Origin of the sequence: Brachybacterium kimchii (genome assembly GCF_023373525.1) — a bacterium.
Taxonomy (GTDB): domain Bacteria; phylum Actinomycetota; class Actinomycetes; order Actinomycetales; family Dermabacteraceae; genus Brachybacterium; species Brachybacterium kimchii.
In genome coordinates this window covers 3,134,657-3,148,277 of record NZ_CP097218.1, presented here as the reverse complement: position 1 = coordinate 3,148,277, position 13,621 = coordinate 3,134,657, and the positions used below count along the sequence as shown (strand labels likewise).

At 71.1% G+C, this 13,621-nt stretch carries 12 protein-coding genes; 6 read left to right on the top strand and 6 right to left on the bottom strand.

The genetic code is table 11. The features are described from left to right. Nucleotides 1-5: 5 nt before the first annotated feature. The 3 genes from M4486_RS14405 to M4486_RS14395 form a co-directional block, all read right to left on the bottom strand. Nucleotides 6-806 (bottom strand): ABC transporter ATP-binding protein, encoded by an 801-nt coding sequence (locus M4486_RS14405; protein ID WP_249477922.1) that lies wholly within the window; start codon nucleotides 804-806, stop codon nucleotides 6-8. Between the two features lie 304 nt (nucleotides 807-1,110). Next, the gene (locus M4486_RS14400; protein WP_249477921.1) at nucleotides 1,111-2,208 is read right to left on the bottom strand and encodes a type I restriction endonuclease; all 1,098 of its coding nucleotides are present in this window, start codon (nucleotides 2,206-2,208) and stop codon (nucleotides 1,111-1,113) included. Between the two features lie 246 nt (nucleotides 2,209-2,454). Further along, entirely contained in the window at nucleotides 2,455-3,474 is a 1,020-nt protein-coding gene (locus tag M4486_RS14395; RefSeq protein ID WP_249477920.1) for a LacI family DNA-binding transcriptional regulator, read from the bottom strand. Nucleotides 3,475-4,159: 685 nt separating this feature from the next. Between M4486_RS14395 and M4486_RS14390 the strand changes: the two genes are divergently transcribed. The 5 genes from M4486_RS14390 to M4486_RS14370 all read left to right on the top strand — a co-directional run bounded on the left by M4486_RS14390 (nucleotide 4,160) and on the right by M4486_RS14370 (nucleotide 9,298). Further along, nucleotides 4,160-5,200 carry a carbohydrate ABC transporter permease gene (locus M4486_RS14390; protein WP_283257932.1) on the top strand — a complete coding sequence of 347 codons (1,041 nt, stop codon included), beginning with the start codon at nucleotides 4,160-4,162 and terminating at the stop codon, nucleotides 5,198-5,200. Then, complete coding sequence (locus M4486_RS14385) at nucleotides 5,197-6,105, top strand: carbohydrate ABC transporter permease (protein ID WP_249477919.1); 909 nt, start codon at nucleotides 5,197-5,199, stop codon at nucleotides 6,103-6,105. Before M4486_RS14390 ends, M4486_RS14385 begins: the two co-directional genes overlap by 4 nt. Nucleotides 6,106-6,169: 64 nt before the next feature. Continuing rightward, a complete protein-coding gene (locus M4486_RS14380; RefSeq protein WP_249477918.1) occupies nucleotides 6,170-7,564 on the top strand; it encodes an ABC transporter substrate-binding protein in 1,395 nt (464 codons plus the stop codon). Further along, nucleotides 7,564-8,553 (top strand): glycerophosphodiester phosphodiesterase, encoded by a 990-nt coding sequence (locus M4486_RS14375; protein ID WP_249477917.1) that lies wholly within the window; start codon nucleotides 7,564-7,566, stop codon nucleotides 8,551-8,553. Before M4486_RS14380 ends, M4486_RS14375 begins: the two co-directional genes overlap by 1 nt. Nucleotides 8,554-8,848: 295 nt before the next feature. Then, entirely contained in the window at nucleotides 8,849-9,298 is a 450-nt protein-coding gene (locus M4486_RS14370) for a VOC family protein (RefSeq protein ID WP_249477916.1), read from the top strand. Nucleotides 9,299-9,331: 33 nt separating this feature from the next. Here M4486_RS14370 and M4486_RS14365 read toward each other — a convergent pair whose 3' ends face one another. Next, complete coding sequence (locus M4486_RS14365; RefSeq protein ID WP_249477915.1) at nucleotides 9,332-10,507, bottom strand: AI-2E family transporter; 1,176 nt, start codon at nucleotides 10,505-10,507, stop codon at nucleotides 9,332-9,334. A 142-nt stretch (nucleotides 10,508-10,649) separates the two neighbouring features. Here M4486_RS14365 and M4486_RS14360 point away from each other — a divergent pair, with 142 nt between their 5' ends. Then, entirely contained in the window at nucleotides 10,650-12,266 is a 1,617-nt protein-coding gene (locus M4486_RS14360) for a M81 family metallopeptidase (RefSeq protein WP_249477914.1), read from the top strand. Between the two features lie 45 nt (nucleotides 12,267-12,311). On the opposite strand, the gene M4486_RS14355 is transcribed toward M4486_RS14360, so the two are convergent. Further along, nucleotides 12,312-12,923 (bottom strand): DinB family protein, encoded by a 612-nt coding sequence (locus M4486_RS14355; protein ID WP_249477913.1) that lies wholly within the window; start codon nucleotides 12,921-12,923, stop codon nucleotides 12,312-12,314. Nucleotides 12,924-12,939: 16 nt separating this feature from the next. Further along, entirely contained in the window at nucleotides 12,940-13,515 is a 576-nt protein-coding gene (locus M4486_RS14350) for a mycothiol transferase (protein WP_249477912.1), read from the bottom strand. Nucleotides 13,516-13,621 lie beyond the last annotated feature (106 nt).

The following is a 13,621-nucleotide window of genomic DNA, read 5'->3' as shown; positions in this document are numbered from 1 at the left end:
CGGGATCACCTGCGGATCGAGCGTGCGCTCCAGCGGCCGTCCTCGTGGCGCACCGCGATCGGATGGTCGAAGGCCGCGGAGACGGCCTCGGTGGTGAGCACGTCCCGGATCGGGCCGTGCGCGCTGGGGACGCCGTCGCGCAGCAGCAGCGCATGGGTGACGGTCGTCGGGATCTCCTCGAGATGATGGGTGACCAGCAGTGATGTGAGTCCCGGGTGGGTGATGGGGAGCACCTCGAGGGTCTCCATGAGCTGTTCGCGGGCGGCGACGTCCAGGCCCGTCGTCGGCTCGTCCAGGAGCAGCAGCTCGGGGTCGGTGACGAGGGCCCTGGCGATGAGGGCGCGGCCGCGCTCGCCCTGGGAGAGCGTGGGCCAGGTCGACTCGCGCTTGGCCCCCAGTCCCAGCATGTCCATGAGCTCGCGGGCCCGGTCGACCTGCGCCGGCTCCGGGACCCAGCGCATCATCCTCTCGGCGGTGCCGGTGAAGCCCGTGAGCACGACCTCCTCGATCGTGAGCGGCGAGCGCACCAGGTGGCGCGGGTCGACGTGCCCGATGCGCTCGCGCAGCGCCCGCAGTTCGACGCGGCCCACCTGGTCGCCGAGGATGCCGACGGTGCCGCTCGTGGGGTGGGCGTTCCCACCGGCGAGACCGAGGATCGTGCTCTTGCCGGCGCCGTTCGCACCCAGCATCACCCAGTGCTCGCCCCGGCCGATCGCGAAGGTCACGCCCGGCAGGATGAGCTTCCCGGAGCGCTGGAAGGTGACGTCCTCGAAGGAGAGGACGGGGGCATCGGGTGCGGTGGTCATGGTCCTCCTCGGGACGAGGTGGCTCGGCGGGCGGGCCGACGATCGGACGCGGTCGGCCAACCCTCTGCCAAGCATGCTTCGGCTCCGCCCGCCGATGGGGCAGTGCCGTCCGATCCTGCCAGGCATCGCCCGTGGACGACGGCGCCCGTCAATCTCTGGGCGCGAGGACGCGGGGGCAGAGCCTTTCGATGCGGGTGCGGATGTGCCCTCCGACCAGTCATCGATGCGCTCGGTGAGGGGAAGCGTGAGATTCCCACGCTCCCCCTCACGACTCGTCGATCCTCCGCCGTGAGATCGAGCGGCGTCACGCCGTGAAGCGGCGCACCGTCTCCCGGATCGTCTCCGCGTGGGCGTAGATGTCGTCGACGCCCTCGATGCGATGACGGGTCTCGACCTTGTTCTCGTCGAACAGCCCGATGTGCTTCGTGCTCTTCCCGTTGAACCAGAGCCTGGCGATGGTGCGGCGGTTGTTGTCGTCGAGGAGGACGGCGAAGTAGGACTTCGAGTCGCGCTGCGTCACCCGCTGCGGCTTCACCTCGCTGCAGGCGATCGCCTTCACGACCTGATATCCCGCGAGCTCCTCCTCGGTGGTCACCACGTCGCCCTTGACGGGCGCTTCGACCTCGGGAGCCTCCCCGCTCGTCCCCGAAGCCTCGGTCTCCGCGGCATCCGGGACTGCGGGCTCGGTGTCCCCGAGCGCGGTCTTGAGGCGCGCATTCACCTGCTCCTTGAGGAACTGCCGTGTCGCCTTCTCGGTGAGCTCGGTGAACTGACGGATGTTGTCCACGGTCCCGCGCCGATCGGAGACCCTCCCCATGAGCATCTTGACCCACTCGGGCGAGGGGTCGCGGAACTCCTCGGCCACCTGGCGCTTCAGCGCACCGACGTACTTCAGCTCCTCCGCGGAGCTGATCACCGAGTCGAGGTTGAAGGTCTCCTTCGTGAGCTTCTTCAGCTCCGGGAGCGTCGTCTCATCGATCTCGAGCATGTCGAGGACCAGGAACGGCCGCTCGTCCATGATGTTCGAGGCGTCGAGGTCCGTGTAGAAGTTGAAGACCTGGCCGTTGGTGAGCACACCGATGCGCGCGTTCGTCACCGAAAAATATCGGAAGAGCTGCGAGGCGTGCTTGATGTCGAGCGCGTCCCCGATCCGCTTGCACTCGATGAGGATCTGGACCTCGCCCTCCTTCATGATGGCGTAGTCGACCTTCTCCCCCTTCTTGGTGCCGTGGTCGGCGGTGAACTCCGGGACCACCTCCAGGGGGTTGAAGACGTCGTAGCCCAGCACGCGGGATATGAACGGCATGATGAACGCGTTCTTCGTCGCCTCCTCGGTCTGTATGGACGACGACTGGGTACGGATCTTCGACGCCAGATCAGCGATCGCTTCCTCAAAGCTCACGACGTTCTCCTCCACGGGCTGCAGCAGGTCTCCCCTGCATGCGCGGCACTGCGCATGAGCACATCCTGATGCTTCATCGCGTCCGAGGAGAACGAATCCGAGAAATCGCCCCATAGGCGACTCCGATGCGCCACTTCGATTCCACGGAAAAGCGAGAGGAACGGTGCCGCCGAACTCACCGATGCCGTCAGCCAGATCCCTCTTGGTCATCGCAGCCCCCATGACGCCCGCGGCCGGGACAGCTCGTCACCCCACGGGCCCGAGGGAGCTCCCTTCCATGAGCCGCCCGACGCGCAGCACGTGCCGGGCCGAGGCGACGGCCCCGTCGAGTCCGTCCTGGCCGCCCCGCTCGCTCGCGTCGGTCAGCTCGACCATCCGCTCCACGGCCTCCCGCGCCACGAGCTCGATGGGCAGGCGGATCGTCGTGAGGCCCAGCAGGTCGAGCCCGTCGCTGATGCCGTCGAAGCCGACCAGGTGGACGTCCTCCCCGATCCGCACGCCTCGCGTGCGGGCCGCCCGCCAGAGCTCGAGGGCGGCGTAGTCGACGGGGGCGACGATGCAGGTCAGGTCCTCACCGGCCGCGACGTCGAGAGCCCCGGCGACGCCGGTCCGCACGGGCAGCAGGTCGATCTCGCGCACCATCGCGCCGCGCTCGCGCAGCCGCTCCCGCACGCTGCGCATGCGCAGCTCGAACACGCGGGAGTAGAGCACGGGCGCGACGAGCAGTCCCACCCGGCGGTGGCCGAGGGCGAGGATGCGGTCGGCCATCATCCGGCCGTGGGCGGCCTCGTCGTAGCTGATGGATTCCAGGCGCGGGTCGTCGTTGGGACGGCCCACGACCATCACCGGGACGGCGGCGTTCGCGGCGACGATGTCCTCTGGAGGGGTGACGCCGGTGGCGACGAACGCCCCGGCCACGCGCATGCCCACGAGCCGGCGTAGCCCCACGACCTCCTCGGGGCCGTACTCGTGGGGGAAGGCGGAGACGCTGATGAGGTGGCGCCCGCGCTCCTGCGCCGCGGCCTGCAGGGAGCCGATGAGCAGTCCGTAGGCGGGGTTCGTGGCGTCGCGGACGACGAGCCCCAGCACGGTGCGCTGGGTGAGCCCGCCGGCGAGCCCGCCCGCGACCAGGTTCGGCACGTAGCCGAGGTCCCGCGCGGCCTCGTGCACACGGATCTTCGCGTCGTCGGAGACGCTCGAGCCGGGCTGGAAGACCCGCGAGACCGTCGAGCGCGAGACGCCCGCGCGCCGGGCCACGTCGTCCATGGTCGAGGTGGGGCGCGGGGGTGCGGCCGCCGTGCGCGAGGACGACGAGGGTGGGGCAGGCGCGGGTGGGGTCGGCGTGGATGGGGCCGGCGTGGATGGGGCCGACGGGGGCGGTGCCCACGAGGACGATTCCGACGGGTGCGCGGGCTGTTCCGACGGACGCGCGGGCTGTCCGGGGTCCTGCGACTGGTACGGCGAGGGCTGCATCTTCTGTCCTCCGGAGGAGAGGGGTCGACGGCACTCTGCACGGCCCCCATCACAGCTCCACGACGATCACATGGCGCCCGGGTGACACCACGGAACCGGTCCGCGGAGCGCTCGCGACGGGCGCGGGGCGTTCGCCTCAACGTCTCCGGAACTCTGCGTGAACCCCGGCCGACGTCGGCCCCCGAACCGGGCGCCGCCAGGGCCCGCGACCGCCTCACCTCGCCTTTGGGAGCGCTCTCACCTGGCGTTCCATGTCCAGGCCACCGCCGCGTCACGCCGCGTTCGCGAACATTGCCCGGCCTGCCGGCCCTTCCTACGGTGAGATCGCCTCGCCCCGGAGCCCGCCTCCGGAAGCCACCTGGAGCAGGTCCCCGGACCTGCCCGCCGACGCTCGGCGCGCACCGTCCAGGGCATCTCCGCAGCGATCCGCGAGGCGCGTCGAGACCCCTCTTCGTCCCCTGATCCCGAGGAGCCCCGCATGTCCTCCTCCGCCGCTGTCCCCGCCACGACGGCCGGTCGGTCCGCCGTCCTCTCACCCCCCGCTCCCACGACCCCGGACGCCGGGGAGACGGGGTCCGACGCCGGGCAGGCCGCGTCCCGGCCGCCGCTGCGCCGTCGGCCCATGAGCCCCGTGCGCCGCCGACGCACGATCCGCGAGGGCCTGCTGTTCTGCCTGCTGATCCTGCCGAACCTCGCAGCGATCCTCGTCTTCTCCTACTGGCCCGCGATCTACAACATCGTCCTGAGCTTCATGGACTGGGACCTGGTCGCGCCCATGCCCGAATGGGTGGGGCTCGAGAACTACATCGACCTGTTCACCGACCCGGAGTTCTGGTCGGTCATGCTGAACACGCTCGTGTTCACCACGGTCACCGTGGTCGGATCGCTCGTGGGCGGAGTCCTGCTGGGCACGCTGCTGGCCACGAAGGTGCCGTTCACCGGGATGGTGCGCACCTTCGCGTTCGCCCCGCACATGCTCCCGGGGGCGGCCGTGGGCATGCTCTGGCTGTTCATGTTCGACCCGAGCTTCGGCCTCTCGCGCTTCCTGTTCAACCTGGTCGGGATGGACTCCCCGCAGTGGACCACCACCTCGGACTGGTCTCTGGCCGCGGTCACCGTCGCCTACCTCTGGCAGCGCCTCGGCTTCGTCACCGTCATCTACTACACGGCGATCCTCGACCTCCCCAAGGACATCCTCGAGGCGGCCTCCCTGGACGGCGCCCACGGCGTCAAGATGCTGCGCCACATGGTGCTCCCGCTGCTCAGCCCCATCACCTTCTTCCTGTCGGTGACCGGGGTGATCGCGGCGGCGCAGGCCTTCGACCTGATCTCGATCCTCACGAACGGCGGGCCCGGGATCTCCTCCTCCACCCTCAGCTGGATGATCTACGAGGAGGCGTTCCAGAAGTTCGACATCGGCAAGGCCTCCTCCGCCGCGACGGTGCTGCTGGTCCTGCTGCTGGTGCTCACATTCATGCAGGTCCGCTTCGGCGAGAAGAAGGTGAACTACGCGTCATGACCACCACCGCGCGCACCCCGGGCCCGCTCTCCCGTCTGCTCCCCGGCCGCAGCCGCCAGGAGGACCGCACCGCCGGCGCCGTCCGTCGGCCGCTCTGGCAGACGATCGTGCTGACCATCCTCGTCATCGCCTCGCTGCTGGTGTTCCTGGTCCCGATCTACTGGCTGTTCAGCGGGGCCGTGAAGTCGAACTCCGACATCTACTCCTGGCCGCTGAAGTGGTTCCCCACCTCACTGCACCTGGACAACTTCTCCTCCGCCTGGAACGCCGCTCCCTTCGACCGGTTCCTCGTGAACTCGGTGATCACGACGTCGGTGGGCACGGCGCTGGAGATGTTCAACGCGATCCTGTGCGCCTACGCCTTCGCGTTCGTGCACTTCCGGATCAAGCGCTTCCTCTTCCTGTTCCTCATCGGCTCGATGATGCTGCCCGGCCACGTCACCCTGATCGTCAACTACATCACCGTCGGGAACCTGGGCTGGCTGAACACCTACCAGGGCCTGATCCTGCCGGGCATCGGATCGGCGTTCGCGATGTTCCTGCTCTACCAGCAGATGCGCACGATCGACCCCGAGATCATGCAGGCCGCCGAGGTCGACGGCGCCGGGCACCTGCGCCGGATGGTGCTCATCGTCGTCCCCATGAGCTGGCCGATGATCCTCACCGCGACCCTGATCGTGCTGGTCGGGAAGTGGAACGAGTACGTGTGGCCGCTGATCGTCACCTCGACCGCCTCGATGCGCACCCTGCCCATCGGCCTGCTGTTCCTGCGCAGCCAGGAGGGCTACACGAACTGGGGCGCGCTGCTCGCGGGCACCGTCATCGCGGCCGCCCCGATGCTGCTCCTGTTCTTCCTGGCCCAGCGCCGCATCATCGGCGGCATGGCCGCCGGGGCGCTCAAGTGACCCGTCCGTCCCCGACCGCACCCATCCGCACATGACCCACCCCCGCACTCCTGGAGGCTCTGCCATGTCCCGTTCGCTCCTCACCCCGTCCCGTCGCCTGGCCACTCCCAGCAGGCGCTCCCTCCTGGCGGGCCTCGGCCTGGGGGCCGTGGGCCTCGGCGCCGCCGCCTGCGGCGCCCCCGGCGGCTCCGACGACGCCTCGGAGCCCGTGCGCGACGGCTTCTCGCAGGCCGACCTCGAGATCCCCTCGAAGTACAAGGGCCGCACCGCGATCCTGTTCTGGGCGCCCTTCACCGGGAACCTCTACGCCGAGGTCCAGAAGCTGTTCACGAAGTTCAACGAGTCCCAGGACGACATCGTCGCGATCAGCGAGTCCCAGGGCTCCTACGCGGACCTGAACCAGAAGTTCACGGCGTCCCTGCAGGCCAAGGCCGTGCCGGACATCGTCTGCTTCCCCGAGATGCAGTGGCTGCAGTTCTACTTCTCGAGCGCCCTCGCCCCTCTGGACGACTACTTCGACGACGACTGGAACCTCGACGTCTACCTGCCCAACTACGTGGGCGAGGGCAAGGCCGCCGGCAGCACCTACGTGGTGCCCTTCGCCCGCTCGAACCCGCTCTACTACTACAACAAGACGGTGTACAAGAAGCTCGGACTGCCCGAGGAGGGCCCCAAGACCTGGGACGAGCTCGCCGAGTTCGCCCCTGAGATCACGAAGCTCCAGGTCGACGGCAAGCCGATGTCCGCGATGACGTTCAGCTCGGCCGATGAGTGGTTCGGCCAGGCCGACATCTGGGCGTTCGGCGGCCAGAACTCCAAGGACTTCGACGTCACGATCAACCAGGACCCGGGCGTCGAGTGGCTCGAGTGGCAGCGCAAGTTCATCCACGAGGACAAGTTCGCGTACATGGCGAAGTCCTCCGGCACGGACTTCACGACCGGGATCTCCGCCGGCACCCGAGGCTCGACCGCCTCCCTGCGCGGCTTCACCGACGAGGCGGACTTCGAGGTGGGCGCCGCGTTCATGCTGGGCCAGGTCAACTCCCCCACGAAGGTGCCCACCGGCGGCAGCGGGCTCTCGATCGTCCGCTCGGACTCGAAGGAACGCCAGGACGCCTGCGCGGAGCTGTTCCGCTTCCTCGCCGAGCCGGAGAACTCCGCGCAGTGGCACAAGGGCACCGGCTACGTGCCGATCGTGAAGACGGCCAAGGACACGAAGATCGTCAAGGACCTCGTGAAGGAGGACCCGAACTTCAAGGTCGCCCTCGACCAGCTGGAGAACGCCCACACGGCCGACCGCACGAACTGGTTCCAGGGCGCGGTCACCGACATCGCCGCCGCGATGGCCCAGGTCTACGGCGACAACAAGGAGGCGAAGCCGGTGCTCGACGCCCTCGCCCCGAAGCTCCAGGAGGTCCTGGACGACAACCGCGAGGACATCGAGAAGGTGCTCGGCTGATGCCTCCGCTGATCGTCGGGCACCGCGGCGCGAAGGACGTCCTGCCCGAGAACACCCTGATCTCCTTCCACCGCGCGATCGCCGACGGCGCCGATGTGCTCGAGTGCGACGTGCACCTGAGCGCCGACGGGCGCCTCGTGGTCATGCACGACGCCCGCATCGACCGGACCGTCTCGGAGGACTCGCCCCGCCGCTCGGGTGCGATCGCGGAGCTCACCGCCGCCGAGCTGGCCGATGTGCGCGTGGGCGGCGGCCGCGAGGGCATCGGGCACGAGGCGGCGCCCGTCGGGCTCGCCGGGGCGGGCGGTTCCGCCGGGTCCGACGGGACCGCCGGGTCCGCCGGGAAGGGCGGCGACTCGATCGTCGAGGGTCAGAAGGTGCCGTATCTCGAGGAGGTGCTCGACCTCGCGGCGGACGCGGAGGTCCCGCTCCTACTCGAGGTGAAGGCACCCGCGGCGGCGGAGCCCGTCGCGCGTCTGCTGCTCGCCCGCGCCGCGGCCGGGAGCGGGGCGGGCGCCGCGGGCCCGTCGTCGCTCGCGGACGGAACCCCGTCGTCGGTCGCGGACGGGACTCCGTCGGCCGACGAGGGGCCCGGCGGCGCCCCGGCGTCGCATGCGCTGGTCGAGGCATCGGGCAGGGACCGGGTCGTGGTGATCTCGTTCCTGCGCGAGGTGCTCGAGACAATGCGCGAGATCGCGCCGCGACAGGTGATCGGCCTGATCACGAAGACGCCCACGGAGGACGACTGGGAGTACGCGACCCGGATCGGCGCGCGCACCTTCGGCCTCACCCTCACCAACCTGCGCGAGCACGACGTGATCCGCGCGCAGGAGGCGGGGATGGCCCTGAACGCGTGGACCCTCAACGACCCGGACGCGGTCGTCTTCGCGGCCGAGATCGGCGTCGACACCCTCACCACGGACGATCCCGCCTGGGCGCGCGCCGTCCTGGACGCGACCGCCCTCGAGCAGTCGGCGCTCGCGCGCTGACGCCGGGCCCTCCGGTCACGCTCCCGCTCCCCCGCCCGGCCCGCCGGTACCTCCAGCCGCGCACGGCATGCGCGGCAGGAACGGCGTGAGCGGCGGGAACGACGTGAGCGGCGGGAACGACGATGGCCAGGATCTATGACAGGAATCGCCCGATCTCGTCATAGATCCTGGCCATCGTGCTGTCCTCCGGGCGACCCCGCGGACGACGGCAGGCGACGAGGGCGGTTCGGGGTGCCCAGCGCCCATACTGGACATCTGATCCGCCCGGAATCGCATCCCACCACCGGAGGCCCCGATGCGCCGCATGCTCCCGTTCCTCACGCTCCAGCCCGCGCGCGGCCAGCACGCCGCCGAGGCGATCGCCCTGTACACGAGCCTGTTCGACGAGGGCCGCGTGGTCAGCCGCGAGCCGTGGCCGGAGGGAGCGCCCGGCCTCGAGACCCTGGAGGATCCGACGGAGGCCGTCCAGCTCGCCGAGATCGAGATCATCGCGGGTCAGCGCCTGCGCCTGAGCGACACCCTCATCAGGCACGGCTGGGACATGACCCCGGGCGTCTCGCTGTGGATCGACTGCGCCGACGCCGCCGAGCAGGAGCGCGTGTTCGGCGCGCTCCTGCTCGGCGGCATGGCCCTGATGCCGCTGGACGACTACGGATTCGGCCCCTTCGGCTGGGTCCAGGACCGCTTCGGCGTCACCTGGCAGCTCGGGGTCGCGGCCGACGACCCGCAGGACCCCGCTCTCTGACACCGCCCCGGAGCGAGATCCGGGGCCGACGGGTCAGTCCGCGTCGGTCCTCTCGTCGCGTCCCGCCCCGTCGGTCGTCTCGTCCCGCTCTGCCCCGCCGGTCGTCGCGCCCTGCTCCGCCCCGTCGGCCCCGCTCGCCGCGAGCCGGTCCGCCGGCGACTCCTCCGCCGCCCTCGGCGAGTCGGCGAGGAATGCGTTCAGCCAGCGCGCCTGCGGGTCGGAGTCGACGAACAGCTCCTTGACCAGCAGCGTCATCGGCACCGACAGCAGGGCGCCGGCGGCGCCGAGCACCCAGGACCAGAACAGCACCGAGAGGAACGAGACGCTCGCGGAGAGGCCCACGGCGTGCCCGGTGACGCGGGGCTGCACGAGCCCCTGCAGGATCATGGCGACCGCGACGCAGAGCGCGACCACCGCGACCGCCGTCCACGGGCCCTGGGCGAGCAGGGCCATGAGCGTGGGCGGGATCATCGCGAAGATGAAGCCGATGTTCGGGATGTAGTTGCACAGGAACAGCAGCACGGCCCAGACCCCGGGCAGCGGCACGCCGAGCGCCCACAGGGCGAGCCCGTCAATCACCGCGACGACGGCGCCGAAAGCGGTGGTGACCAGCCAGTAGGTCCGCACGGAGTGCGCGAAGTCGAGCAGTGCGTGGTGGGCGCGGGGGTGGGTCCGGCGCACCACGTCGAGGCGTTCGGGCAGGCCCACCGCGTCCAGCCCGAAGAAGATGATGGTGGCGACGGCCGCGGCGAGCAGTCCGCCGAGCGCGCCCAGCGAGCTGAGCGCCTGGTTCAGCAGCCCGAAGAGGCTCGAGAAGTTGAAGTCGGAGAGCCACTGGTCGATCTGGTCCTGGCCGACCCCCCAGCCGGCGAGGCGGTCCAGGCTGCTCTGCAGCAGCGCGTTGAACTCGGTGCCGTATCGGGGCAGCTGCCCCACCAGCTGGGAGATCGACCAGCCGATCGCGAGGAAGAAGACGGCGAGCGCGAGGAGCACGGTGAGCATCGCGGCGATCGAGCCGAGGATCCGGGGCGCGCCCACGCGCTCGATCCCGCGGGCGAGGGGCTGGACCGCGATCAGCAGGTTCAGGGCGAGGAACACGGGCACGACCAGGCCCGCGACCTCCTGCATCCCCTCGAGCACGAGCCAGATCGCCGCGAGGCCGACGAGGATCATCAGACCCCGGGGCAGGAGGGCGCGGCGCTCGTTCATGGAAGGATCGTAGGACGCCGACGTGCGCGGGGTCACCGCCGTCCCGCGGCCCGCCGCGCGGATCGATCCGTCCCGCACCCCGCCCCGGTCCACCCCGCCCCTCCACGCCCGTCCCCGCCCCCACGACGATCACGGAGCACCGATGCCCCACGAAGCCTCCAGCGCGCATCCGCCTGCCGCGCAGGCCCGCACTCCCCTCCCCCGGATCGCGGTCTGCGGCATCCACATCGAGTCCTCGACCTTCACCCCGTACGTGTCGACGGCGGCGGACTTCGACGTGCGCCGGGGCGAGGCGGTGCTCGAGCGCCACCCGTTCCTCGCCTGGGGCTCGCCGCTGCGGGAGGCGGCCGCGTGGCACGGCGTGCTGCACGCCGGGGCCCTCCCCGGCGGGCCGCTGGACCGCGAGGACTTCGAGGCCTGGCGCGCGGAGATCCTCGAGGGTCTCGCGGAGCTCGTCGCCGGATCCGAGGACGGTGCGCCGCTGGACGCCCTCTGGTTCGACGTCCACGGCGCCATGAGCGTGCGCGGCATGGAGGACGCCGAGGGCGCTCTGATCACCGCGATCCGCGAGGTGATCGGCGAGGACGTGCTCGTGGGCACCTCGATGGACCTGCACGGCAACGTCTCGCCGACCCTCTTCGCGGGCTGCGACCAGCTCACCTGCTACCGCACGGCTCCGCACGTCGACGTCGCCGAGACCCGCGAGCGCGCCGTGCGCAGCCTGCTGGACGCGCTCGCGGCCGCGCCCGACGGACTCCCGGCCCCGAAGCCCCATCGGGCGCTCGTGCACGTGCCGATCCTGCTGCCCGGGGAGATGACCTCGACCCGCGTCGAGCCCGCGGCCTCGCTGTATGCGCGGATCCCGGGGCTCGCCGCGCGCGAGGGCGTCACCGACGTCTCGTACTGGATCGGCTTCGCCTGGGCCGACGAGCCTCGCTGCCAGGCGGCGGTCTTCGCCTTCGGGGCCGACGGCGCGGCGGTCGACGCCGCCGCCCTCGAGCTCGCGACCGCGATCTGGGAGGCCCGGCACGACTTCGTCTTCGTCGCCCCGACGGGATCCTTCGAGGAGTGCCTGGACGCGGCGATCGCCTCTCCCGCGCGGCCGTTCTGGATCTCGGACTCCGGGGACAACCCCGGCGCGGGCGGGGCGGACGACACCACCGGGTGCCTCGCCGCGCTCGCCGCACGCCCCGAGATCCGCGCGGGCGAGGTCACCGCGCTGCTGGTGTCGATCGTCGATCCCGAGACGGCGGGACGCGCAGCCTCGCTGGGAGTCGGCGGGCGGGGCGAGGTGCGCGTCGGCGGACGCATCGACGCCCGCGATCCCGGTCCCGTGCCGCTGCACATCGAGGTCGAGGCGCTCGACGACTCCCCCGCCACCGGCGTCGCGACGGTGCTGCGGGTGCTCGCGCCGACGGCGGATGAGTCATCGTCGGAGCCGCGGCCCACGAGCCGGCAGCCGACGGAGCAGCGGCCGACGGGACTGCAGGTCGTCGTCACCTCGCGCCGAGCGCAGTTCTCGACCGAGGCGATGTTCGCGCGCCTGGGCCTGACGATGACCGGGGCCGACGTGGTGGTCGTGAAGATGGGCTACCTCGAGCCCGACCAGCACGCCGCGGCGGCCGACTGGATGATGGCGCTGACCCCGGGCGGGGTCGACCAGGACCTCTTACGGCTGGGCCACCGCCGGATCGCCCGGCCGATGCTCCCCTTCGACGCCGAGATCCCGGCGCCGTCGGCCGCGGACGTGCTGCGCTGATCCGAGGCCGCACCCGGGCCCGCATCCGCGCCCGCGCGCGCGAGCTCAGTCCCGGTGCGCGTACAGGTCGCGCAGCAGCGCGATCTCGGCGAGGTGGTGGATGAGCTCGCGGTTGATGTGGGCGACGATCGCTGCCCGCGGGTGGTCGGCGTACGGGCCCTCGGACGGCCCGCAGGGCAGGGAGAAGTCCTCCTCGCTCCAGGAGCGCAGTCCGGTGATCCAGCGCGCGTACTCGGCATCGAGCTGGGCCAGGGCGTCCTGCGCGCTGCCCGCGTAGTCCCAGCTGAAGTAGTCGACCTCGGGTCCGTCGAAGTGGCCGTGGCTGCGCATGGCGAGCACGCCCACGATCACGTGCCCGAGCCGCCAGGCGATCGTCGTGAAGGGAGGCGGGGTGGGCTCGGGGAACTCGAAGTCGATCACCATCTCGCCGCTGCCGCCCTGTGTGCCCGAGCGGACCTCGCTGCGCGGGTGCACGCTCCAGGCCGGACCGGCGGCCTCGGGCGTGGGGTCGTAGAAGTACTCCTCGTCGGTGAGCCCCTCCAGGCGGGGCCGGGCGATGTCCTCCCAGTGCCCCTCGATCTGGGCGAGGAGGGCGCCGCGGGTGGTGGTCTGGTCGTAGTCCCCGTGCTGATCCAGGGTCACGTGCTGATCGTTCATCGTGCTCTCCTTCTTCTCACCAGCCCTCGGGCGGCCAGGTGCCGCCCTCGGCGAGGGCGTTGAGCTCGTAGGTGCCCTTGCCGTCGATGCTCTCGCGGATGATGTCCGCGTGCCCGGTGTGCCGGGCGAGCTCCTCGATGAGGTGCAGGGCGCTCCAGCGGTTGTTCCAGTGCTCGGCGCCCGTGAACCACGGGGCGTCGGGGATCGGGACGTCGGTGTCGAGGTCGACCTTCCGCAGCAGGGAGTCGGCGGAGCGGGCCTGCTCCTCGAGGGCGTCGATGAGCCCCTGCGCCGTGTCGTCCGCCCGGATCGCCGCGGCGTCGATCGTGCCCTCGGCCTGCGCCTGCTCGGGGCTGCGCTCGGCGCCGGTGCTGGGCTGCGGCGCCTCGCTGATGCCGGCGAGGATGTTCTCGGTGACGAAGAGGGCGTGCCTGGCCAGGGCGCCGAGGCTCATGGTCGAGGCGCTCGGGGTCGCGGCGAGCTGCTCGGGCGTCAGGCCGTGCAGGGTCGTGCCGAGCTGGCGGATCTGCTGGGAGGCGAAGGTCGCGAGGGCGTCGCGCTCGTCGGTCACATCTGCGGTCAGGAAGGGCATCTCGGTCTCCTCGGATCGTGCGGTGCGCGGTGGCGCCGACGGGGATGTCCGCCGGAGGCGGATCGATCGGCCGACGGCGGTTCCGTCGACCGGCAGATCCGATGCT

What these genes read in the sequence shown, in the direction of transcription:
- M4486_RS14405 (WP_249477922.1), bottom strand. Translation starts at nt 806, where the DNA reads ATGACCACCGCACCCGATGCCCCCGTCCTCTCCTTCGAGGACGTCACC.
- M4486_RS14395 (WP_249477920.1), bottom strand. Translation starts at nt 3,474, where the DNA reads ATGGACGACGTGGCCCGGCGCGCGGGCGTCTCGCGCTCGACGGTCTCG.
- M4486_RS14390 (WP_283257932.1), top strand. Translation starts at nt 4,160, where the DNA reads ATGTCCTCCTCCGCCGCTGTCCCCGCCACGACGGCCGGTCGGTCCGCC.
- M4486_RS14385 (WP_249477919.1), top strand. Translation starts at nt 5,197, where the DNA reads ATGACCACCACCGCGCGCACCCCGGGCCCGCTCTCCCGTCTGCTCCCC.
- M4486_RS14380 (WP_249477918.1), top strand. Translation starts at nt 6,170, where the DNA reads ATGTCCCGTTCGCTCCTCACCCCGTCCCGTCGCCTGGCCACTCCCAGC.
- M4486_RS14375 (WP_249477917.1), top strand. Translation starts at nt 7,564, where the DNA reads ATGCCTCCGCTGATCGTCGGGCACCGCGGCGCGAAGGACGTCCTGCCC.
- M4486_RS14370 (WP_249477916.1), top strand. Translation starts at nt 8,849, where the DNA reads ATGCGCCGCATGCTCCCGTTCCTCACGCTCCAGCCCGCGCGCGGCCAG.
- M4486_RS14365 (WP_249477915.1), bottom strand. Translation starts at nt 10,507, where the DNA reads ATGAACGAGCGCCGCGCCCTCCTGCCCCGGGGTCTGATGATCCTCGTC.
- M4486_RS14360 (WP_249477914.1), top strand. Translation starts at nt 10,650, where the DNA reads ATGCCCCACGAAGCCTCCAGCGCGCATCCGCCTGCCGCGCAGGCCCGC.
- M4486_RS14355 (WP_249477913.1), bottom strand. Translation starts at nt 12,923, where the DNA reads ATGAACGATCAGCACGTGACCCTGGATCAGCACGGGGACTACGACCAG.
- M4486_RS14350 (WP_249477912.1), bottom strand. Translation starts at nt 13,515, where the DNA reads ATGCCCTTCCTGACCGCAGATGTGACCGACGAGCGCGACGCCCTCGCG.